General features: G+C 62.6%; 19 protein-coding genes. 7 read left to right on the forward strand and 12 right to left on the reverse strand.

What is annotated here, in order from left to right:
* The first annotated feature begins 149 nt into the window (after positions 1-149).
* Both HJB89_RS08885 and HJB89_RS08890 read left to right on the forward strand, forming a co-directional pair.
* On the forward strand, positions 150-1,814 hold the full coding sequence (locus tag HJB89_RS08885) for an electron transfer flavoprotein-ubiquinone oxidoreductase (protein WP_221115316.1): 1,665 nt from the start codon (positions 150-152) through the stop codon (positions 1,812-1,814).
* A 134-nt stretch (positions 1,815-1,948) separates the two neighbouring features.
* A complete protein-coding gene (locus HJB89_RS08890; protein WP_221115315.1) occupies positions 1,949-2,563 on the forward strand; it encodes a L,D-transpeptidase in 615 nt (204 codons plus the stop codon).
* Positions 2,564-2,644: 81 nt separating this feature from the next.
* Here the strand turns inward: HJB89_RS08890 and HJB89_RS08895 are convergent, their stop codons facing one another.
* A complete protein-coding gene (locus tag HJB89_RS08895; RefSeq protein WP_207583571.1) occupies positions 2,645-3,550 on the reverse strand; it encodes a DMT family transporter in 906 nt (301 codons plus the stop codon).
* A gap of 144 nt (positions 3,551-3,694) precedes the next feature.
* On the opposite strand from HJB89_RS08895, the gene HJB89_RS08900 reads away from it, so the two are divergent.
* On the forward strand, positions 3,695-4,168 hold the full coding sequence (locus tag HJB89_RS08900) for an Lrp/AsnC family transcriptional regulator (protein ID WP_207583572.1): 474 nt from the start codon (positions 3,695-3,697) through the stop codon (positions 4,166-4,168).
* A gap of 32 nt (positions 4,169-4,200) precedes the next feature.
* On the opposite strand, the gene mgtE is transcribed toward HJB89_RS08900, so the two are convergent.
* Both mgtE and HJB89_RS08910 read right to left on the reverse strand, forming a co-directional pair.
* A complete protein-coding gene (gene mgtE, locus HJB89_RS08905; protein WP_221115314.1) occupies positions 4,201-5,574 on the reverse strand; it encodes a magnesium transporter in 1,374 nt (457 codons plus the stop codon).
* A 264-nt stretch (positions 5,575-5,838) separates the two neighbouring features.
* Positions 5,839-7,065, reverse strand: a complete 1,227-nt coding sequence (locus HJB89_RS08910; protein ID WP_221149605.1) for an MFS transporter — start codon at positions 7,063-7,065, stop codon at positions 5,839-5,841.
* A 300-nt stretch (positions 7,066-7,365) separates the two neighbouring features.
* Between HJB89_RS08910 and HJB89_RS08915 the strand changes: the two genes are divergently transcribed.
* Positions 7,366-8,310 carry a diacylglycerol kinase family protein gene (locus HJB89_RS08915; RefSeq protein ID WP_207583575.1) on the forward strand — a complete coding sequence of 315 codons (945 nt, stop codon included), beginning with the start codon at positions 7,366-7,368 and terminating at the stop codon, positions 8,308-8,310.
* Positions 8,311-8,325: 15 nt separating this feature from the next.
* Here HJB89_RS08915 and HJB89_RS08920 read toward each other — a convergent pair whose 3' ends face one another.
* On the reverse strand, positions 8,326-9,678 hold the full coding sequence (locus HJB89_RS08920; protein ID WP_207584279.1) for a glutamine synthetase family protein: 1,353 nt from the start codon (positions 9,676-9,678) through the stop codon (positions 8,326-8,328).
* Positions 9,679-9,758: 80 nt separating this feature from the next.
* On the opposite strand from HJB89_RS08920, the gene HJB89_RS08925 reads away from it, so the two are divergent.
* Positions 9,759-11,126, forward strand: a complete 1,368-nt coding sequence (locus tag HJB89_RS08925; RefSeq protein WP_221139806.1) for an aspartate aminotransferase family protein — start codon at positions 9,759-9,761, stop codon at positions 11,124-11,126.
* Positions 11,127-11,132: 6 nt separating this feature from the next.
* Here HJB89_RS08925 and HJB89_RS08930 read toward each other — a convergent pair whose 3' ends face one another.
* The 4 genes from HJB89_RS08930 to HJB89_RS08945 form a co-directional block, all read right to left on the reverse strand.
* Entirely contained in the window at positions 11,133-12,620 is a 1,488-nt protein-coding gene (locus HJB89_RS08930; RefSeq protein WP_207583577.1) for a glycosyltransferase family 39 protein, read from the reverse strand.
* Positions 12,621-14,120, reverse strand: coding sequence for a glycosyltransferase family 39 protein (locus HJB89_RS08935; protein WP_221149606.1), 1,500 nt, complete (start codon positions 14,118-14,120; stop codon positions 12,621-12,623).
* 12 nt (positions 14,121-14,132) lie between these two features.
* Positions 14,133-15,149, reverse strand: coding sequence for a glycosyltransferase family 2 protein (locus tag HJB89_RS08940; RefSeq protein WP_207583579.1), 1,017 nt, complete (start codon positions 15,147-15,149; stop codon positions 14,133-14,135).
* Between the two features lie 137 nt (positions 15,150-15,286).
* Positions 15,287-16,780 (reverse strand): glycosyltransferase family 39 protein, encoded by a 1,494-nt coding sequence (locus HJB89_RS08945; RefSeq protein WP_221149607.1) that lies wholly within the window; start codon positions 16,778-16,780, stop codon positions 15,287-15,289.
* 196 nt (positions 16,781-16,976) lie between these two features.
* On the opposite strand from HJB89_RS08945, the gene HJB89_RS08950 reads away from it, so the two are divergent.
* Complete coding sequence (locus tag HJB89_RS08950; RefSeq protein WP_221149609.1) at positions 16,977-17,939, forward strand: lysylphosphatidylglycerol synthase domain-containing protein; 963 nt, start codon at positions 16,977-16,979, stop codon at positions 17,937-17,939.
* Here the strand turns inward: HJB89_RS08950 and HJB89_RS08955 are convergent.
* From HJB89_RS08955 to HJB89_RS08970, 4 genes are read right to left on the reverse strand one after another with little or no spacing between them, the layout of a single operon-like run.
* Positions 17,907-19,148 (reverse strand): RNA polymerase sigma factor, encoded by a 1,242-nt coding sequence (locus tag HJB89_RS08955; protein WP_221149611.1) that lies wholly within the window; start codon positions 19,146-19,148, stop codon positions 17,907-17,909. The two genes, HJB89_RS08950 and HJB89_RS08955, sit on opposite strands and share 33 nt — an antisense overlap.
* Positions 19,149-19,157: 9 nt before the next feature.
* Positions 19,158-19,517 (reverse strand): YciI family protein, encoded by a 360-nt coding sequence (locus HJB89_RS08960; RefSeq protein WP_221115307.1) that lies wholly within the window; start codon positions 19,515-19,517, stop codon positions 19,158-19,160.
* 2 nt (positions 19,518-19,519) lie between these two features.
* On the reverse strand, positions 19,520-19,879 hold the full coding sequence (locus tag HJB89_RS08965; RefSeq protein WP_207583584.1) for a YciI family protein: 360 nt from the start codon (positions 19,877-19,879) through the stop codon (positions 19,520-19,522).
* 10 nt (positions 19,880-19,889) lie between these two features.
* On the reverse strand, positions 19,890-20,246 hold the full coding sequence (locus HJB89_RS08970) for a YciI family protein (protein ID WP_207583585.1): 357 nt from the start codon (positions 20,244-20,246) through the stop codon (positions 19,890-19,892).
* 155 nt (positions 20,247-20,401) lie between these two features.
* On the opposite strand from HJB89_RS08970, the gene HJB89_RS08975 reads away from it, so the two are divergent.
* Positions 20,402-20,620 carry a hypothetical protein gene (locus HJB89_RS08975; RefSeq protein WP_207583586.1) on the forward strand — a complete coding sequence of 73 codons (219 nt, stop codon included), beginning with the start codon at positions 20,402-20,404 and terminating at the stop codon, positions 20,618-20,620.
* Positions 20,621-20,624 lie beyond the last annotated feature (4 nt).

Genomic DNA, 20,624 nt, shown 5'->3' on the forward strand with positions numbered 1-20,624 from the left:
AAACCGCATATAATTCTGGCGTCCAGGGCATATCATTGTGCGAATTGAAGATTGGCTGTCGTATCCCGGCTCGACAATGCTTTCTCGTTTTGACAAGAAAGTGCCTATGACGGGATGACGGCCGCGTGCCGCCAAGCGGAGACGAGTGAATGACCGAGACGACTGAGCTGCCCGAACGCGAGAGCATGGAATTCGACGTGGTGATCGTCGGCGCCGGTCCGGCTGGTCTTTCTGCGGCGATCCGGCTGAAGCAGGTCAATCCGGAGCTTTCGGTCGTCGTGCTGGAGAAGGGCTCGGAAGTCGGCGCCCACATCCTCTCCGGCGCCGTCGTCGATCCGATCGGCATCGACCGGCTGCTGCCCGGCTGGCGCGAAGAGAGTGAGCATCCCTTCAAGACCGAGGTCACCGCCGACCATTTCCTGCTGCTCGGCCCGGCCGGCTCGATCCGCCTGCCGAATGTGCTGATGCCGCCGCTGATGAACAATCACGGCAACTACATCGTCTCGCTCGGGCTCGTCTGTCGCTGGCTGGCCGGTAAGGCCGAAGAACTCGGCGTCGAGATTTATCCGGGCTTTGCCGCAACCGAAGTGCTCTATAATGACGAGGGCGCGGTCATCGGCGTCGCCACCGGCGACATGGGGATCGAGAAGAACGGTGAGCCCGGCCCGAATTATACGCGCGGCATGGAACTGCTCGGCAAATACGTGCTGATCGGCGAAGGTGTACGCGGCTCGCTCGCCAAGCAGCTGATCGCCAAGTTCGATCTGCAAAAAGGTCGCGAACCGCAAAAGTTCGGCATTGGCATCAAGGAACTCTGGCAGGTCAAGCCGGAGAACCATAAGCCCGGCCTGGTGCAGCACTCCTTCGGCTGGCCGCTCGGGATGAAGACCGGCGGCGGTTCCTTCCTCTATCACCTCGAAGACAATCTGGTCGCCGTCGGCTTCGTCGTCCATCTCAACTACAAGAACCCCTATCTCTATCCGTTCGAGGAATTCCAGCGCTTCAAGACCCATCCGGCGATCCGCGGAACCTTCGAGGGCGGCAAGCGGCTCTCCTATGGCGCGCGTGCCATCACCGAGGGCGGTTATCAGTCGGTGCCGAAGCTCTCCTTCCCCGGCGGGGCGCTGATCGGCTGTTCGGCTGGTCTCGTCAACGTGCCGCGCATCAAGGGCAGCCATAACGCGGTTCTGTCGGGCATGCTGGCGGCCGAGAAGGTGGCGGCGGCGATTACAGCCGGCCGCAGCCATGACGAGGTGGTCGAGATCGAAAACGAATGGCGCAAGGGCGACATCGGCAAGGATCTCAAGCGGGTGCGCAACGTCAAGCCGCTGTGGTCGAAGTTCGGCACGGCGCTCGGCGTGGCGCTCGGCGGTCTCGACATGTGGACCAATACGCTGTTCGGCTTCTCGTTCTTCGGCACGCTGAAGCATGGCAAGACCGATGCGCAGTCGCTCGAGCCGGCCGCAAACCACAAGCCGATTGCCTATCCGAAACCGGATGGCGTCTTGACCTTCGACCGGCTGTCCTCGGTGTTCCTGTCGAACACCAATCACGAGGAAGACCAGCCGGTGCATCTTCAGGTCAAGGACATGGGCCTGCAGAAACGTTCGGAGCACGACATCTATGCCGGCCCGTCGACGCGTTACTGTCCGGCCGGGGTTTATGAATGGGTCGAGAAGGACGGAGAGGAGACCTTCGTCATCAACGCCCAGAACTGCGTGCACTGCAAGACCTGCGACATCAAGGATCCCAACCAGAACATCAACTGGGTGCCGCCGCAGGGCGGCGAGGGGCCGGTCTATCCGAACATGTGAGGCGGATTATCCACGCCGCCGACAATTTTACGTGCTGACGCCTTCGTATCGCCTGCGGCGGGCGGCCGTTAGCCGTTCGTTAACCATAATTTCCTTAGCGTGCGACATCTTGTTGACGCACTAAGGACACATTCATGACGATCTCCCGCCGGGGTTTCCTGATCGCTCTGCCGCTTTTTGTCGCCGGCTGCTCTTCGACCGGCCTGAACAGCCAGACCAATTACGCCGCACTTCCGGATGAAAAATTCCCGTTGAGGCAGGTGCCGATCGACAAGATCAAGCCGGAACTCCGCCGTCAGGAAGTGGCCTACGAAACCACCCATGACGCCGGCACCGTGGTGGTCGACACCCCGACGCGCCGTGCCTATTATGTCCTCGGCGGCGGCAGGGCGGTGCGGTACGGCGTTGGCGTCGGTCGCGAGGGGCTGGCATTTGCCGGCAACGCCTATATCGGCCGCAAGGCCGAGTGGCCGAGCTGGACGCCGACGGAAAACATGCAGCGCCGCGAAGAGCGTTATCGCAAGCTCGCCGGCGGCATGCCGGGCGGTCCGAACAACCCGCTCGGCGCACGAGCGATGTATCTCTATCGCGGCGGCGGCGACACGCATTTCCGCATTCACGGCACCAATCAGCCGCAATCGATCGGGCTCGCCATGTCGAGCGGCTGTATTCGCATGATGAACCACGACGTGATCGACCTCTATAGCCGGGTCGAAGTCGGCGCCAGGGTCGTCGTCATCCAGGCTTGAGCGAGCAAAATCACGTTGATTGAAAAAGCCGCCGCAGCGATGGCTGTCGGCGGCTTTCGACGTTCGTTGGTCCGGTGGCGGTCAGCGGCGCTGGGCGGCGATCCCCGTGGAAAGCGCAACGCCCATGCCGGTGATCACGGCGGCGCTGATTTCCGTCAGGCCGATCGGTTCGCCAAGCAGCAAGCCGCCGCCAAGCGTTGCCAGCACAGGCGTCAGCGCCGTGAAGGCGGCGGCCTGCGTTCCGCCGAGCGTTGTGACGGCGGTGCCGTAGGCGACCATGGCGACGAGGCCGGAAAGAATGCCCTGGCTCAGCACCTGCAGGCCGATTTCCGGAAGCGGTGCCTGCTGCAGCGAGATGCCGAAGATGAGGGCCAGCGCGCCCATGATCAGGAAGGACCAGACGGCGATCAGCGCGCTTGCCTGCACGGCCGTCAGGCCGGAGCGGCGGAAGGCATGCGTATAGCTCGCCCACAATACGGCGCCGGCCGGTAGCAGCACGAAGCTCGTCCATGGAAGCGAGGCGTCTGCAAGGCTGTGGGTGAGCAGGATCAGCACGCCGGCGACGATTGCGACCAGCCCGGCGATGCGGGTGGTATCAGGTCTTTCGCCAAACAGCACGATGCCGATCAGCGCCGCCGCGAGCGGCATCGAGCCGCCGAGCAGGATGCCTGAAGACGCAGCCGGCGTCGAATGGATTGCCAGCGTGGTGAGCAGGAAGAAAACGGCGCCGGACCCGGACACCATGATCGCCACCAGGTGCAGCGGCAGGGACTTCGGCAACAGTCCGGTCTTCAGCCAGACCGGCGAAAGCACCAGCGCCGGAATGCCGAAGCGGATCAGCCCGATGTCGACCGAGCCGAGCGGCGTTGCGGCGCTGTGGCGGGTGACGAGAAACCATGTCGCCCAGATCAGTACGGTAACGGTGCCGCCGGCATAACCCAGTGCCTGCGAAGGCGATTTGTCGTTCGTAAATGCAATGGTGGTCATCGTCCTGTCCCTTCCTTCATCCGGAGCCTTTCCGGTTGAGGAAAAGATTAGTCCCAGAGGGCAGGGCATGTCCTTGCTATCTCTGGCTCAAAAATCATATTATGCGCAATATTCTGCCAATCGACGCCAACAGGGATCGCGAAAATGCCAAATCTCGATAAATTCGATATCGCCATCCTGAAGTGCCTGCAGGAGGATGCACGGGCAACCAATGTCGAGATCGCCGAGAAGGTGAACCTTTCGCCGTCGCCCTGCCTGCGCCGCATCCGCAATCTCGAACGCTCCGGTATCATCCGCGGCTACACGGCCGATATCGACCGTAAGGAGGTCGGCCTCGGCCTGACCGTCTTCGTCGAATTCAAGGTCGCCCATCACAGCCGTGAGAATTCCGAGGCGCAGCAGAAGGCGCTGCTCGCCATCCCCGAGATCGTCTCCTGTTTCCTGATTTCGGGCACGGCCGATTTCCTCGCCGAAGTGGTGGTCGAGGATCTCGCCGCCTACGAACGGCTTCTGACGGAAACGCTGTTGACCCTGCCGAATGTCAGCGACATCCGCTCCAACTTCGCCATCCGCAGCATGAAGACGCATGGGCCGTTGAAGCTGCCCGAGGGAAAATAAATCCCCTCGGGGCTTGCTGCCATTTGCGGGTGCTACAGCAGCGTCCCGCTGAGGATGAGCAGGGCCACCGAGAAGTAGATGACGAGCCCGGTGACGTCGACCAGCGTGGCGACGAAGGGGGCCGAAGCGCTGGCCGGATCGAGCCGGAGCTTCTGCAGCAAGAAGGGCAGCATCGAACCGCAGATCGAGCCGAAGGTGACGATCCCGATCAGGGCGGCAAACACCGTGATGGCGACCATCTGCCAGTGCGGGCCGTAGTCGTAGAGGCCGGCCGACTGCCAGAAGACGATGCGAATGAAGCCGACGAGGCCGAGGATCGCGCCGAGCACGATGCCGGTCGGCAGTTCGCGCAGCAGCACCTTCCACCAGTCCGAAAGCTTCAGCTCGCCGAGCGCCAGCGCCCGAATGATCAGCGAGGTCGCCTGCGAACCGGAATTGCCGCCCGAGCTCATGATCAGCGGGATGAACAGCGTCAGCACCACGGCCTTTTCCAGCTCGCCTTCGAAATGCTGCATGGCGCTTGCCGTCAGCATCTCGCCGAGGAAGAGGGCGGCGAGCCAGCCGGCGCGCTTGCGGATCATGCCGGCGAAGCCGATCTTCATGTAGGGCTGGCCGAGCGCCTCCATGCCGCCGAACCTCTGGGCCGCTTCCGTCGTGTCTGATATCATCGTGTCGATCACGTCGTCGACGGTGACGATGCCGAGCATCTGCCCATGTTCGTCGGTGACCGGCAGGGCGAGCAGGTCATGCTTGCGGATCAACCGGGCGACATCCTCCTGCTTCATCAGCGGATCGGCCGAAACCGGCGCACCCTTCTGCGCCACCGAGAGGATGGAAGCATCCGGCTCGCCGGTGATGAGGCGGCGCAGCGTCACCACATGCATGAGCGCATGGCTGATCTCGTCGAGCACATAGATGGCGTAGACGGTCTCGCGCGAGCGTTCGACCTGGCGCACATGGTCGAGTGTCTGGGCGATGGTCCAGTTCACCGGCACGCTGACGAATTCCGTCGTCATGATGCCGCCGGCCGTGCGCGGCGGGTAGCCCATCAGGTGCTGGATCGCGATGCGCACCGGCTCGTCGAGGCTGGCAAACAGCCGGGCGCGGGTCTCGCCGTCGAGTTCGAGCAGCACGTCGGCGACACGGTCGTTGGACATGCCATGCAGCAGGCGTGCAGCGTCCTCGGCGCTGATCAGCGCCAGGATCTGTGCAGCGTTGCGAAGCTCCGGCCGGTCGAGGATGTTGACGGCATAGTCGAGCGGCATGCCGGTCAGCACGCGGCCGGCGTCCTGGACGGTCAGCGCGTTCAACGATTCGACGTGTTCGGCGATCGTTGCGCCGCGGCTGTTGTTGATGAAGGCACGGGCGGCATGGCCTGCCCGAAGAGGGAAGCGATTGATATTCATTTGAGGCTCGCCTTTCCGTCGATCCGCCGTAGCGTCCCGACCGGGCGAGCCGACAGGAGTCGGTCAGCGCACGAGGGCCGCGTACGGCAAGGGCAATCGACTGCTACTGTCGCTTGGCATCGTTAAGATGGCTCCGTTAAAATCCGCGGAAGACGAGTGCCGTCCACGTGAGATTCTAGGTGGTCCCGAACGCGAAAAAAGTCAAGCGGGGTAAAAGCTTAACGCCAGAATGTCGCACACCCGCGCATTGTGGGCGGAGACGCTCTACGCGGCCTGCGTGCTCCGGCTGCGACGCTCCAGCCGTGCTGAGGCCGCAAAGACGAAGAGGCCGAGGAAGGACAGTGCTGCGCCGACATAACCGGTTGCCGCAAAACCGTAGCCCCAGGCGATGACGAGACCGCCGAGCCAGGCGCCGATCGCATTGGCGATGTTGAAGGCGGAATGGTTGGAAGCGGCGGCAAGCGTCTGCGCATCGGCGGCGACATCCATCAGCCGTGTCTGCAGCGCCGGGCCGGCGGCAAAACCGCAGCCGACGAGGAAGACGGAGAGGCCGAGCATATAGGGATTGGCGGCGGTCAGCGAGAAGGTGGTCAGCACGACGATTTTATAGACGAGCGAGCCGCCGATCGTACCGAGCAGCGATTTGTCGGCGAGCCATGAACCGATGAAATTGCCGGCATTCATGCCGACGCCGAAGAGCACCAGCATGATCGGAACCGCTGTTTCCGGCAGCATCGCCACCTCGGTTGTCGTCGAGGCGATATAGCTGAACATCGCAAACATACCGCCGTAACCGACAGCGGCGATGCCGAGCGTCAGCCACACCTGCGGCCGGCGGAAAGCCCCGAGTTCGCGCAGGAAGCTTGCCTCCTCGGAAACCCTGTCCTTGGGAACGTAGAACCAGATCAGCGCCACCGTCAGCAGGCCGAGCACGCCGACCGAGAAAAATGCGATCTGCCAGTCGAGCGACTGGCCGAAGAACGTCGTCAAGGGCGTGCCGAGAAGTGTTGCGACGGTTAGGCCGAGCATGACGCGGCCGACGGCACGTGCGCGGCGGTGCACAGGCACCATCGAGGCGGCGACAAGGGCTGCGACGCCGAAATAGGCGCCATGCGGCAGGCCGCTGACGAAGCGCAGCAACGTGAAGGTTTCGAAGGTCGGCGCCATGGCGCTGAAGATATTGCCGGCGGCAAAGATCAGCATCAGTGTCAGCAGCAGCGTACGGCGCGCCATCTTCGCGGCGAGCACGGCGATGACGGGCGCGCCGATGACGACGCCGAGTGCATAGGCGCTGATGACGTAGCCGGCTTGCGGGGGCGTGACCGAGAAGGTCTTGGCGACATTGGGCAATAGGCCCATAATCGCGAATTCGCCGGTGCCGATGCCGAAGCCGCCGCAGGCGAGCGCCAGCTGGACCAGCGCTACTGTCGTTGCCGAGGGCAGCCCTTCATCCTGGCTATCGATGGAATCATTGACGGTGATCTCACTCACGAGAGCTCCTCGATGCGGTTTTCTGATTGGCGATGGCCTTGGCGCTGGCACGGCCGCGGGCCGATCGTTCAAAATGGCGGGAGGTGGAGACCTGTCTCCGATCCTTCCATCTATCCGTGACGACCCGGCCGGCGTCGAGTGCGTTTTTTGCAGTGCAGCGTCCTGCTATGTGCATATGTCCGTTGCAATTTTTGCATTTCTGTCGTCTCCCGGGAAAGGTACTGGCGCTTGAAATCGCCGATCCCGAAACCATCTGATGGGCAAGGCAGGATTATTTCCGCGCCAGAGACGGGAGCCCTCATGAAGCTTGTAGGCTTTTTCAATCGCGACGGCGGTACCTTCAGGACCACCGACATGCTGGCCTACGAAAAGAGGGCGGAGGCGGCTTTCCGCGAAGCTGGGCACGATTTCGACGCCATCGTCTTCTCCGGAAAGGAGATCATTCCCGCCATGGAGCGGGCGGCCAAGCGCGACGACATCGACGGGATCGTCGCCGGCGGCGGCGACGGCACGATTTCGGCGGCGGCATCGATCGCCTGGAAAAACGGCATTGCGCTCGGCGTCGTGCCGGCCGGCACCATGAACCTGTTTGCCCGCTCGCTGCGTGTGCCGCTCGATATCTGGCAGGCGCTCGATGTGCTTGCCTCTGGCGAGATCGACAATGTCGATATCGCCAGCGCCAACGGCCGGCCCTTCATCCACCAGTTTTCCGCCGGCCTGCATGCCCGAATGGTGCGCTACCGCAACGCCTACAGCTATCGTTCGCGGCTGGGCAAGATACGGGCGAGCACAAAGGCGGCCTTGGGCGTCATCTTCAACCCGCCGGAATTCGAAGTCGAGTTCGAGGCGGCCGGCATGCGCGAGCGCCGCAGGGTGTCGGCAATCTCCGTCTCCAACAATCCCTTCGGTGAGAATGCGCTGCTTTACGCCGACAATCTGAGAAGCGGCGAGCTCGGCTTCTATACGGCAAATCCGCTGAAACCGGTCGGTGTCGCCCGTCTCGCCATCGACATGCTGCGCGGCAAGGTCCGCGAGAATGCCGATGTCATGGTGATGCATCCGGCGGAGGTGCAACTGCATTTCCCGAAACTGCGTTACAAGGCCAATTGTGTCATGGACGGCGAGTTGCTGCCGCTCGAACGCGACGTCTCGATCCGACTGCATCCAGGCGAGTTGAAGGTTCTCGTCAAGCAGGGTCTCGCCGCGCAGGTGGATGCGGCCGAGCGCCGCGAGCCGGCTGTGTAGGTCTTCTGCTGAATTTCAGAGCCGCGGCAGATAAGTGCGATAGTCGAAATCCGAGACGGTGCGCAGATGCGCAAGCGCTTCCTTGCGCTTGGTGTCGCCGTAGAGCGCCTGATAACGTGCGCCGAAGATATCGGCGATGAAGGGCGAGGCACGGAAGGCTTCGACGGCACTCAGGAAATCATGCGTCAGCCGCGCGGTATTCGCCGGTGTGTGCGACGGCGACGTCTCCTCGCCGGGGTCGAGTTCGCCGTCGAGACCGATAAGCATGCCGCCAAGGATCGCGGCGAGCAGCAGATAGGGATTGGCGTCGGCGCCGGCGACGCGGTGCTCGATGCGGGCGGCCGGCCCATCCTTGTCGGGTATGCGGATCGCCGTGCCGCGATGGCCGCTGCCCCAGGTCAGATCGACAGGTGCAAACGAGCCCGGCTGGAAGCGGCGATAGGAGTTGGCGAACGGGGCGAAGATCAGCTGCGCCGCGCGCATGGTGTCGAGCAGGCCTGCTGTCACCGATTTCAGCAGTTTCGGTTCGCCGCCCTTGGCATCGAGAATGTTGCGGCCTTGCACATCGATGATGCTCGCATGCACATGCAGGCCGGAGCCGGCATGGTCGGAATAAGGCTTGGCCATGCAGGTCGATTTCAGTCCGTGGCGGCGCGCCGCCTGCTCGGCGATGCGCTTGAGGTAGAGGCAATCGTCCGCCGCGGCCAGCGCATCGGGGCGGTGCAGCAGGTTGACCTCGAACTGACCAGGGCCGAATTCCGCCGTCGTCGCATCCGCCGGCAGCCCCTGCGCCTTCGCATAGGCCCTCAGCGTCCCGAGATAGACGTCGAGTGCATCGACGGCGCTCATGTCGTAAAGCTGGAAGCCGTTCGGTTCGCCGCGATAGGTGAGGCTTTCGGGCGGGGAGGGGCGGCCGGCCTCGCGCCAGTCCCCTGACATCACGTAGAATTCCAGCTCGGTCGCCACCACGGGTGTCAGGCCGCGTGCACGATAACGATCGAGCACCGAGGCGAGGATGGCGCGCGGATCCATGAAGCTCGGGATGCCGTCGAATTCGTGCATGGTGGCAAGCACCTGCATCGAGCCCTCGGGCGCCCAGGGCATCGGCGCGAGGCTCCGCCGGTCGGGGACGAGCTTGCCGTCCGGATCACCGATCGTCAGCGACAGGCCGGTAATGTCGTCATTGTCGTCGCCCCAGATGTCGAGCGATTGCGTCGAGGTCGGCAGGCGGATGTCGCCGGCCCAGATCTTGTCTTCGGCGCCGGGCGGAAGCTGCTTGCCGCGCAGATCGCCGTTCATGCCGACGATCAGGATCTCAAAACGAGGATCGCCGCCCTCGGCCTTGCCGTCCACCCTGTCGCTCGCCATGACCTTGAAAATCCTCCGGGACAAGGCCAAGCTCCTATCCCATCGATAACAGCCTTTCAATCCGCGAGGGTCTTCCCATTATGCCCGATACCTACCCACCCTCGAACCTTGCGGCGATCGACGCCGCGCATCACCTGCATCCCTTCGCCGACATGAAGAAGCTGAATGCCGAAGGCACGCGCATCATCCAGCGCGGCGAGGGCGTTCATATCTTCGACAATCACGGCAGGAAATATCTCGATGGCTTCGCCGGCCTCTGGTGCGTCAATATCGGCTATGGCCGCCGCGAGATCACTGACGCCGTTGCAAGACAGATGAACGAGCTGCCCTATTACAATACCTTCTTCGGCACGAGTTCGACGCCGGCGACGCTGCTTGCCCAGAAGGTCACCGCCCACGCGGGGGCGCGTTTCAACCATATCTTCTTCACCGGCTCCGGCTCGGAGGCGAACGACACCTGGTTCCGCATGGCCCGCGTCTATTGGAGCGCCGTCGGCAAGCCGTCGAAGAAAATCGTTATAGCAAGGAAGAACGGCTATCACGGTTCGACCGTCGCCGGCGCCAGCCTCGGCGGTATGAAATACATGCACGAGCAGGGCGACCTGCCGATCCCGGGCATCGTTCATATCGGCCAGCCCTATTGGTACGGCGAGGGCGGCGATCTCTCGCCTGATGAATTCGGTCTCAAGGTCGCCCGCGAACTCGAAGCGAAGATCGACGAGTTGGGCGAGGAAAATGTCGCAGCCTTCGTCGCCGAACCGGTGCAGGGGGCTGCCGGCGTCATCATCCCGCCCGAGACCTACTGGCCGGAGATCGACAGGATCTGCAAGGCGCGTAATATCCTGTTGGTGACCGATGAGGTGATCTGCGGTTTCGGCCGGCTGGGCGCCTGGTTCGGCTATCAGCATTTCGGCGTCGAGCCCGATCTGGCGCCGATCGCCAAGGGACTGTCCTCCGGCTACCTGCCGATCGGCGGCGTGCTCGTCAGTGACCGCATCGCCGACGTGCTGATCAACGAGGTCGGCGAGTTCAATCACGGCTTCACCTATTCCGGCCATCCCGTCTGCGCTGCCGCCGCCCTCGAAAACCTGCGCATCATCGAGGAGGAGAAATTGGTCGAACGGGTGCGCGACGATATCGGCCCCTATTTTGGCAAGGCCTGGGCGGCCCTTGCCGAGCATGATCTGGTCGGCGAGGCCGTCAGCATCGGCCTGATGGGCGCCCTGCAGCTGACTGCCGACAAGAGCACGCGCACGCGTTATGACAAGCCCGATCAGGTCGGTGCGCTGGTGCGCAACCATGCGCTGGCGAACGGCCTCGTGCTGCGCGCCACGGGCGACCGCATGCTGGCCTCGCCACCGCTTGTCATCAGCCATGCGGAGGTGGACGAGATGGCAAGAATTACCAGCCTGGCGCTGGATTTGGCCTGGAAGGAACTGAAATCCTGATTTCGCTTAGTCCGGCTGGTTGATCCAGGCATAGCCGAAACGGTAGCGATCCTCGCCGCGCCCGTAGAAATAGGGCGCGTCGATCACCGACCCATCCGGTGCGGACGTGCCGAGATTGGCTTGGAGCCATTGAGCCATGGCCGGCGGGAGGGCTTCGCTTCCCCCTTTCGGCGGTATCAGCCAGACGAGGAGAAGCGGTCGCCGGTCGGTCAGATCCGGATGGAAGCCGGGATAATCCACGGAGAGAACCGGCAAGCCGGGAATATCCTGCCGGAGATTGCCGGCAAGCAGGCTGTCTCCGGCAAGGATCGCCGCCGGCTCGGCCTGTTTGCGCAGGCTTTCCAGCATCGTGGCATAGGGCCTGTTCAATCGTTCGTAGTGACCGGTGAAGCGTGCGGCCGCGACACTGCCGTAAAGGGCCGCTGGCACGCCGATCATGATGATCGCGACGATCGCCATAAAACGCCGGAACGCCCTGCCTGTCGCGACGCCGGCGGCCTCGATCTTCAGGCAGAAATAGAGCGGCAGGATGAAGAGCATCGGCACCAGCCAGCGGTCCTTGATACCGGCCGCGCCGCCGAAGACGATCAGAAACAGAATGCCGATGAGGAAGACGAGCATCATCCGCTCGATGAGCCGTGTCCATTCCGAGCCGGCGGTGAGCGCCGGACGAAGGCTCTTGCCGAAGACGATGGCAAAGACCGCCACCGTCAATCCGGCAAAGCTGATGGTGGCGAGAGCGAGCGAGGTGACACCCATGGCCACCTGCACGAGATAGCTCGCATGGCCGCTCGCAGTCATCTTCTCCAGGGTGCGTGCGGTGGCGAAATCGAGATTGTCCTTCAGCCAGAAGAGATGCGGCAGGGTGATGACGAATGCCACCGCCACCGTCAGCATCAGCCGCCGGTCGAAGATCCGCGGCCGCAGGCGCGCATCCGCCAGCGCGGCAATCAGCGCTGCCGCCGGCAGGATCGCGAAATTATATTTAGCAAGCAGTCCGAAGCCGATTCCGATGCCGGCGATCAGATAGGAGGCAAGGCTCGGCTGTTTCAGGCTGCGGATGAAGCCGTAGAAGAAGATGCTGGCCGAGAAGAACACGGCGACCGTATGCGTGAGGTCGCGCTGCATCTCGAAAGCCATCTGCGGGATCGTCAGCAGCCCCAGTGCTGATATCGCCACCAGCGCCTTGTCGCGCAGCAGGAGACGCGCGGTCAGGCCGTAGAGCAAGTAGGACGTGAACAGCAGAAGGTTTTTCACCACCGAAAGCGCGGCAAGCGAGACGCCGGCAAATTGGAAGACGGTGTATTGCAGCCAGTTGTAGAACGGCGGCTGAGGGCCGTAGCCGGCGGCAAGCCATTGCGAGCGGAAGGCCTGTTCGGCTTCGTCGAGATCGAGCGAATGCGAGGTTGCCAGCCGCACGCCGACCTGAAGCACGAAATAGGCCGCCAGCAGAACGAAAATCCACCGGATGTCGCGGCTATTGGTTTCGCTCATCTATCTGGCCCTCGGCTGAACCCAGGCGTAACCGAGCGCGAAATTGTCGCCCGGGCGGCCGAAATAATAGGGAAGCGACAGCGAGCCGATCTCCTGCGGCGCGATGCCCGCTGCCGTCAGCGCCGATGAAAACTGCTCCGGCATGACCGCATCGGCGGCCGTCGCCGTCTTCTTGCCGCGCCAGACGATCAGCACCGGTCCCTTCGCCTCGGCATAGGCTGGAATGCCAGGTGCCGGGAAATCGGGGATGACCGCGGGCACATCGGGAAATTGCAGCCGCATGTTTCCGCCGACATAGGTGTCCGAGGCGATCACCAACGCCGGTTCCGCCTGCCGCGACATCTCGCGGGAAAGGCGCGCCATCGGCACGTTCGGCCTGCTGTAGACGCCGATCAGCCCGGCGCCGACGACACGCAAGCCGAGTGCGATCAGCACGCAGGCCATCAGCACCGGCAGCACCGGCCGGAGGCGGCGTAGCCCTCCGGAAAGGTCGATGCCGGCAGCCTGCATCTTCGCCAGGAAATAGATCGGCAGCACGAGCAGGAACGGGTCGAGCCAGCGTTCACGCACAGTGGTGGAGCCGGTGAAGAGCACGATGAGAACGATGCCGGCAAGGCTTGCGAGCATCATCCGCTCCATCATCCCGGTCCAGCGGTTGCCGGCCGAAAGGGCACGGATAAAATCCCGGCGGAAGGTGGCGGCGAAGATAGCGGCCGGCAGGGCCGCAAAGGCAATGATGGCAACGACAAAGGCGATGATGCCCTTGCCAATTCGCACCATGCCGGCGGGTTCGTTGCCGGCCGCCATCTTCACCAGAGTATCCGAGGAGGCAAATGCGAGATTGTCTCGCAGCCAGATCGCGTGCGGCAGGACGATGACCAGCGCAACGGCGATCGCCGCCGATATGCGCCAATCGAGCGCCCTGCGGCGCCATTCGGCATCCGGCAGGATGGCGATCAAGGCGGCGGCTGGCATCAGTGCGAAATTATATTTCGAGATCAGGCCAATGCCTGTGGCAAGCCCGAGCACGAGATAGCTGCCGAGATTTGGTCGATCGAGCGTGCGGAAAAAGCCGTAGAGAAACAGCGAACTGGCAACGAGCAGTGCCGTCGTGTGGGTCAGATCCTGCTGGGCCATAAAGGAGACCTGGGGCAGGGTGATCAGCGCGAGCATGCCGATGGCGGCAAGCGCCTGGTCCTTCAAAGCTTCGCGCCCGGCAAGGCCGTAGAAAAGGTAGCACAGAAAGAGGAGAATATTCTTCGGAACGATCAGCGCGCCGATCGACATGCCCGTCACCGAAACGACGGCATATTGCATCCAGTTGTAGAAGGGCGGCTGCGGACCGTAGCCCGCCAGCAGATATTGCGAGAAGAAGGATTGCTCGGCCTCGTCGAGCTCCAGCGAATGCGGAAGCGCGAGGCGCAGCACGATGTTGAGCACGAAATAGGCCGCAAGCAGCAGGCCGGCGGTTTTGATCGTCCTCGTCGCGCGCTCCAGCATCGTGCTGCCGGCTTAGGCTTGGCTTCGATCGTCGAAGATCTGCCGCACGATATAATTCGGAGAGGCGTCGTCACGATAATAGGTGCGCGCGATCATCTCCGCCAGGATGCCGGTTGTGATCATCTGCACCGACGACAGCAGCAGCACGACGCCGACCATCAGCATCGGCCGCGTGCCGATATCGTTGCCCATGATGAACTTGTCGAAGCCGAGATAGATGAGGATCAGCATCGCGACCGCACCGAGGCCAAGACCCAGCGAGCCGAAGAAATGCCCAGGCCGCGCCTTGTAGCGCATAAAGAACATCACCGACAGCAGGTCGAGAATGACGCGGACGGTGCGCGAAATTCCGTATTTCGAAACGCCGTGTTCGCGCGCATGGTGGGTGACGGCCATCTCGCCGATGCGCGAGCTCGGGACGACGCCGGCCACCCAGGCCGGGATGAAGCGGTGCATTTCGCCCATCAGCTTCACCTGCTTGATGATTGAGGCACGGTAGATCTTCAGGCTGCAGCCGTAATCGTGCAGCTTGACACCGGTGATGCGGCCGATCAGGTAGTTTGCGCACCAGGAGGGGATCTTGCGCAGCAGCAGACCGTCCTTGCGGTTCTTGCGCCAGCCGACCAAGAGGTCGAGTTCGCGCCGTTCCAATTCGGCGACCATCGCAGGAATGTCCTTCGGATCGTTCTGCAGGTCGCCGTCCATCGTTGCGATCAGCCGGCCCTGAGCGGTGTCGATACCAGCCTGCATGGCAGCGGTCTGGCCGAAGTTGCGCTGCAGTTCGACAATCCTGAGCACCAGCCCGTCGCGTCCGACGAACTTGCGGGCGTTGACGAGCGTCGCATCCGTGCTGCCGTCGTCGACGAGGAGCAGCTCCCAGCGATGGGGATAGGCTGCCATCGCAGCCACGACACGCTCGACGAGCGGACCGACGCTATCCTCTTCGTTGAAAATCGGCACGACCAGCGACAGCTCGAGCGATTGTACCGGATCATTCGTACCGCGAATGGGCTCTACGGTTGTCTGCAACGTTCATCTCCAAAAGGCCGGACGGCCGAGCAATCTTACTGCTGCCGTCGCGCTTGCGGAAGGCTAGTACATGAACTGTCCGCCGGTTGCCAGCGGGCAATGCCGGTTTCCCCGCAATCGCTTGACCTGCCGCAACGCTATTTCGCGCCGCCCTCTACCCAGGAATACCCGATGGAGAAGCTGCGTTTGCCGTCACCGAAGAGATAGGGCAGCGTCAGCGTGTTCAACTCCTGCAGATGAATGCCTGATCTTGCGAGATCGTTGGCGAAGCCGGGGGAAATCGTCGGGTCGTCTGCGGTCTCGCCGCGCCAGACAACCAGAACCGGTCCCTTCGCAGCCGCATATTCGGGAACCCCGGATCCCGGGAAGAACGGTATCACCACGGGAACATCGGGAAGCGCCAGCTTCAGATTGCCGGCCACGAACTTGGTTCCAGCGACGATGAGAACCGGCTTGCGGGTCGCGGTCAATTCAGCGACGTAGCCCGCAAAGGGTACGTTCGTTCTCGTATAGGTGCCGATATATTGAATGCCGATGATCCGGAAGAGAAGGATCGACAGGATGACGACCATGAAGACCGGCACCACGGGCCGGAAGCGCGCAAGGCCGGCGGAAAGATCGACACCTGCGGTTTCCAGTTTCAGGAACAGATAGAGCGGCAGGACGAGCAGGCAGGGGTCGAGCCAGCGCTCGTGGATATCGCTTGCGCCGGCAAAGAGCACCACGCCGACGAAAGCGACCAGACTGATGACCATCATCCGCTCGATCACCCGGATCATCGGGCTGGACGAGGAGAGCGCGCCAAAGAAGTCCCGCCGGAAGGCCGCTGCGACGAGAACGATCGGCAAGGCGACGAAGCCGAGGACGGCGATGAGGAGAGATAATAGTCCCTGTCCGATGCGGGGCATGCCGGCGGGGGCCAAGTCTTCTGCGGTCATTCGCTCCAGTGTCGGCCCAGAGGCGCTTAGGAGATTGTCAGGCAACCAGAGCGCATGCGGCAGCACGATCAGAATGGCGACTACGATCGCCGGCAGCAAACGCCAGTCGATCAGGCGGCTGCGCCATTCCCGGTCCGGCAGCACGGCGAGGAGTGCTGCAGCCGGCAGGATGGCGAAATTGTATTTCGAGATCAGCCCGATGCCGGTGGCGATGCCGATGACGAGGAAACTTGCGAGCGTCGGCTGGCGCAGCGTCCGGAAAAAACCGAAGAGGAAGAGCGAGGTCGCAAACAGCAGGGCGACGGTATGGGTCAATTCGCGCTGCGCCATCAGACCCACCTGCGGCAGCGTAATCAGGCTCAGCATGGCGACGGCTGCCAGCGAACGGTTCTTCAGCACCTCGCGGGCAGCAAGCCCATAGAAGAGATAACAGCCGAAGAGAATGATATTCTTGGGCACCGACAGCACCCACATCGATATGCTGGTCACCGAAACGATGGCATATTGAATCCAGTTGTAGAACGGCGGCTGCGGGCCGTAGCCGGCAAGCAGGTATTGTGAATAGAAAGATTGCTCCGCCTCGTCGAGATCGAGCGTATGAGGCAAGGCGATGCGCAGCGCGATATTGAGCAGGAAATAGACTGCCAGAAAAAAGCTTGCGCTCGTAATGCTTTTGGTAATCCGCTCCAACATCGATCTCCACGTCAAGCCGGCAAGGCATGTGATTTACCGGTCAGCGCTGGGATCGTCGGCGGGGAATCGGAGTTCGCCGCCACTGCCCATCAACTCCGCCGTTGTGCGCAACCGTCATTTCTCTTAAAAGGCCTGGCGACGGGATCGGGCCCTGCCGACCCAAGCCCTGCCGACCCAAGCAAGGAATGCCTACTATATGAAGAGTTCGATCGTTGAAAGCCGGCAATCCTGGTTTATGCGCAATCGCATGACGGTGCTGACGGTCGTCATCGTCGCAGCCTATGCGCTCTTCATCCAATGGTTCTGGGGTTGGCCTGTCATTATCAGGCAATGGGCGGATATCGGCGCCGGCCCGGTGATCGGCGCGCTGGTGCTCCTGACGAGCACCTATTTCCTGCGCACTTGGCGCATCTATGATTATTTTCCGAAGGAGACGGCCGGCCGGTTCGCGGTCCTCTTCCGCGTCACGCAGATCCACAACCTGTTGAACATCATGCTGCCCTTCCGCACCGGCGAGACCAGCTTTCCGCTGCTGATGCGCACGGAGTTCGGTATTCCGCTGACGCGCGGAACCTCGGCGCTGTTCGTCATGCGGCTGCTCGACCTGCACGCGCTTGTCGCCGCCGCCGGTATCGGTTTTGCCGTCGCCGCCGCAGATGCAGTTGTTGCCTGGTTGCTCTGGACGATGTTTCTGCTGCTGCCGGTCGCAGCTTTCGCCGCCCGCAAGCCGCTGCTGCGCCTCGCCGCCAGGCTGCTGCCGGGGAAGGCGCAGAAATTCGTCGCTGAGATCGAAAACGGGTTGCCGGTCGATGCCATCGCTTTTACACGCGCCTGGGCGATGACCATCGTCAACTGGCTGGTGAAGGTGATGGTGCTTGCCTGGGCGCTCGGCCTGATGGGCGTGCTGCCGATGGCGGCAAGCTTCGGCGGTGCGCTTGGCGGTGAGCTTTCCTCCGTGCTGCCGGTACACGCGCCGGGTGGCGTCGGTACCTATCCGGCCGGCATCACCGCCGGCGCCATTGCTCTCGGCGCTTCGAGCGAGCGGCTGGCCCTGGCCGCGTTGGCGCAGGCAAGCGTCAACGCCCACCTGCTGATCATCGTCTCAGCGCTGACGGGCACGGCGATCTCACTGCCGCTCGGGCGTCGCGGCAAGCTCTGAAATCCGTTTTCTGAGAAATGCCTGCTCCGGCTCCTGCCGGCAAAGCGACAGCGCCGTTCCATAGGCCGCGATCGCCTCCTGCCGCCGGCCGAGGCGCCGCAGGAAATCGGCGCGCGCCGAATGAGCGAGATGAAAGGCCTTGAGCTCCTGGCGTTCCATAATGGCATCGACCAGATCCAGCCCCTTCGCCGGCCCTTCCGCCATCGCGATCGCCACGGCGCGATTGAGTTCGACGATCGGCGAGGGCTGAGCCGCCAGAAGAAGATCGTAATAGAAGGCGATCCGCCGCCAGTCAGTCTCATCGGCAGCAGGTGCCCTGGCATGCTCGGCGGCGATTGCCGCCTGCAGTGTGTAGGTGCCGATCTCTCCCGCCCGCATCGCCTCGGCAAGCAGCGCCGATCCTTCCGCAATCTTTTCATGATCCCAGAGCGAGCGGTCCTGATCGGCAAGCAGCACCAGCAGCCCCTGCTCATTGCTGCGGGCGGTGCGGCGGGAATCCTGCAGCAGCATCAGCGACAGCAGGCCGCGGACATCGGGATGCGGCAGCAGCGCCAGAAGCAGCCGGGCCAGACGGATCGCCTCCGCCGTCAGGTCGGCACGAACCACGGCCTCGCCCGAAGAGGCGGAATAGCCTTCGTTGAAGACCAGGTAGATGACGTGCAGCACCTGGTCGAGCCGCTCAGGCAGCGCCTCGCGGCCTGGCACCTCATAGGGGATATTCTCCGTTCGGATCCTGTTCTTGGCGCGCACGATCCGCTGGGCGACCGTCGGCGCCGGGGAGAGGAAGGCATGGGCGATCTCCTCGGTGGTCAATCCGCAGATTTCCCGAAGCGTCATCGCCGTCTGCGCATCGGAGGGGATGGCGGGATGGCAGCAGGTGAAGATCAGCCGCAGCATGTCGTCCTCGATTGGTTCCATGTCGCCGATCTCCGTTGCATCAGGCGTGTAGAGGCTGTCCTCGATGTGATGCTGCGACGCATCGAAGCGCGCTCGCCGCCGGATCGTGTCGATCGCTTTGAAGCGCCCCGTGGAAACGAGCCAGGCGAAGGGATTGCCGGGAATGCCGTCGGCCGGCCATGTCCGGGCGGCCGCGGCGAAGGCGTCGTGCAGCGCTTCCTCGGCCCGGTCGAAATCGCCGAGCAGGCGGATCAGCGTCGCCAGCACCCGGCGCGATTGGGTTCGATAAATCTCCTCGATCAGGCTTTCCAACGGCGCACCTCAGTCCGGCAGGGTCAGCATCCGCACGGGCCGAAGTTCGACCGCGCCGAAACGCGCCGAAGGGATCCGCCCGGCGATCTTTTTTGCCGTCGCCATATCAGGCGCCTCGATGACGTAGAAGCCGGCAAGATGCTCCTTCGTCTCGACATAGGGACCGTCGGTCGCGGACAGAGTGTTGTCTCGAACACGCAGCACGGTCGCCCTATCAGGCATCTCAAGCGCATCGGCGTGGACCATGATACCGTCGCGGCGCAGTTCCTCGTCGAAGGCGAAATGCGCTTTGACGAGGTCATCGGTCTCTTCAGATGTCAGCGTGCCGTCGGTGTCGGCGCTGTTATAGATCAGGCAGATGTAGCGCACGACTATTTCCCATCCTGGATGGCATAAGTCGGGCGCACTTCGATTGAGCAATATCTGAGGATCGGAAAACTGGACACGATCGTCTTCGCCTCCTCGATATTCTCGGCTTCGATCAGCACGAAACCACCGAGGTGCTCTTTGATTTCGGCAAAAGGACCATCGGTCGCGGAGGCTTCGCCGTTGCGCAGGCGGACGGTGATCGCCGCTGACGGTTCATGCAAGGCGAGCGCCACCAGCAGATGACCGCTCTCGCGCCAGCGATTGTCGCTGGTGATGCACTCCTGTGTGAGCGCATCCCATTCGGTCTGAGGAACCAGCTTGCTTTTTTCCGTGTCGAACCAGATCTGGCATAGAAACTTCATTGGTACCTCCTCATTGAGCTGCGAATTCGTGGATGGGCCGCACCTCGATCGCGCCGAGCTTGGCAAGCGGGATGCCAGCGGCGATGCGGATCGCGTCGTTGAGATCCTTGGCCTCGATCAGGATGAAGCCGCCGAGCGCCTCCTTGGTCTCGGTAAAGGGACCGTCCGTTACCGACATTTCACCGCCCCGCACCCTAACGGTCACCGCCGCTTTCGGCGACTGCAACGCCTGGGCGACGATCATATGTCCGCTTTCGACGAGGTCCTTGTCATAGTTCAAGGAGTTCGTGTCGAGCTTGGCCTTCTCCTCTTGCGTCATGGCGTCGAGCACGCCGTTATCGAACCAGACCTGACAGAGATATTTCATCGCGGACAGCCTCCCTTGCGGCGCTTCAATGACTCTGGACGATCGAGCTTCGCGCATTTCGACATCGCCCTAAAAAAACTTTTGGTGGGTCGGCTGTCGAAACGGCAAGTCAGCACTCGACAAGGCTTCATCGAAACCTGTCGAGGAGAACGACAATGAGCATTCTTGAAATCGCGCTGGCAAGCCAGATCTGGGCACGTCGCCATGAAAAGCGTCAGCAGGAGTTCCTCGAAAGCGATGGGCTGAAGATTCTCCAGCGCGTCGCTTTCGCCTTCCTGGCCTTCACCCTGTTGATCGCAGGGCTGAATATTGCCGCTGGCAGGCCGCAGACGCTTGCACAGCGCTCAGTGCCTGTTGTGATGACAGGCCGATGAGGAA

Source organism: Rhizobium sp. NZLR8 (assembly GCF_019685025.1).
Lineage (GTDB): Bacteria > Pseudomonadota > Alphaproteobacteria > Rhizobiales > Rhizobiaceae > Rhizobium.

What these genes read in the sequence shown, in the direction of transcription:
- HJB89_RS08890 (WP_221115315.1), top strand. Translation starts at nt 1,949, where the DNA reads ATGACGATCTCCCGCCGGGGTTTCCTGATCGCTCTGCCGCTTTTTGTC.
- HJB89_RS08930 (WP_207583577.1), bottom strand. Translation starts at nt 12,620, where the DNA reads ATGAGCGAAACCAATAGCCGCGACATCCGGTGGATTTTCGTTCTGCTG.
- HJB89_RS08920 (WP_207584279.1), bottom strand. Translation starts at nt 9,678, where the DNA reads ATGGCGAGCGACAGGGTGGACGGCAAGGCCGAGGGCGGCGATCCTCGT.
- HJB89_RS08885 (WP_221115316.1), top strand. Translation starts at nt 150, where the DNA reads ATGACCGAGACGACTGAGCTGCCCGAACGCGAGAGCATGGAATTCGAC.
- HJB89_RS08935 (WP_221149606.1), bottom strand. Translation starts at nt 14,120, where the DNA reads ATGCTGGAGCGCGCGACGAGGACGATCAAAACCGCCGGCCTGCTGCTT.
- HJB89_RS08975 (WP_207583586.1), top strand. Translation starts at nt 20,402, where the DNA reads ATGAGCATTCTTGAAATCGCGCTGGCAAGCCAGATCTGGGCACGTCGC.
- mgtE (WP_221115314.1), bottom strand. Translation starts at nt 5,574, where the DNA reads ATGAATATCAATCGCTTCCCTCTTCGGGCAGGCCATGCCGCCCGTGCC.
- HJB89_RS08915 (WP_207583575.1), top strand. Translation starts at nt 7,366, where the DNA reads ATGAAGCTTGTAGGCTTTTTCAATCGCGACGGCGGTACCTTCAGGACC.
- HJB89_RS08970 (WP_207583585.1), bottom strand. Translation starts at nt 20,246, where the DNA reads ATGAAATATCTCTGTCAGGTCTGGTTCGATAACGGCGTGCTCGACGCC.
- HJB89_RS08965 (WP_207583584.1), bottom strand. Translation starts at nt 19,879, where the DNA reads ATGAAGTTTCTATGCCAGATCTGGTTCGACACGGAAAAAAGCAAGCTG.
- HJB89_RS08945 (WP_221149607.1), bottom strand. Translation starts at nt 16,780, where the DNA reads ATGTTGGAGCGGATTACCAAAAGCATTACGAGCGCAAGCTTTTTTCTG.
- HJB89_RS08900 (WP_207583572.1), top strand. Translation starts at nt 3,695, where the DNA reads ATGCCAAATCTCGATAAATTCGATATCGCCATCCTGAAGTGCCTGCAG.
- HJB89_RS08895 (WP_207583571.1), bottom strand. Translation starts at nt 3,550, where the DNA reads ATGACCACCATTGCATTTACGAACGACAAATCGCCTTCGCAGGCACTG.
- HJB89_RS08925 (WP_221139806.1), top strand. Translation starts at nt 9,759, where the DNA reads ATGCCCGATACCTACCCACCCTCGAACCTTGCGGCGATCGACGCCGCG.
- HJB89_RS08950 (WP_221149609.1), top strand. Translation starts at nt 16,977, where the DNA reads ATGAAGAGTTCGATCGTTGAAAGCCGGCAATCCTGGTTTATGCGCAAT.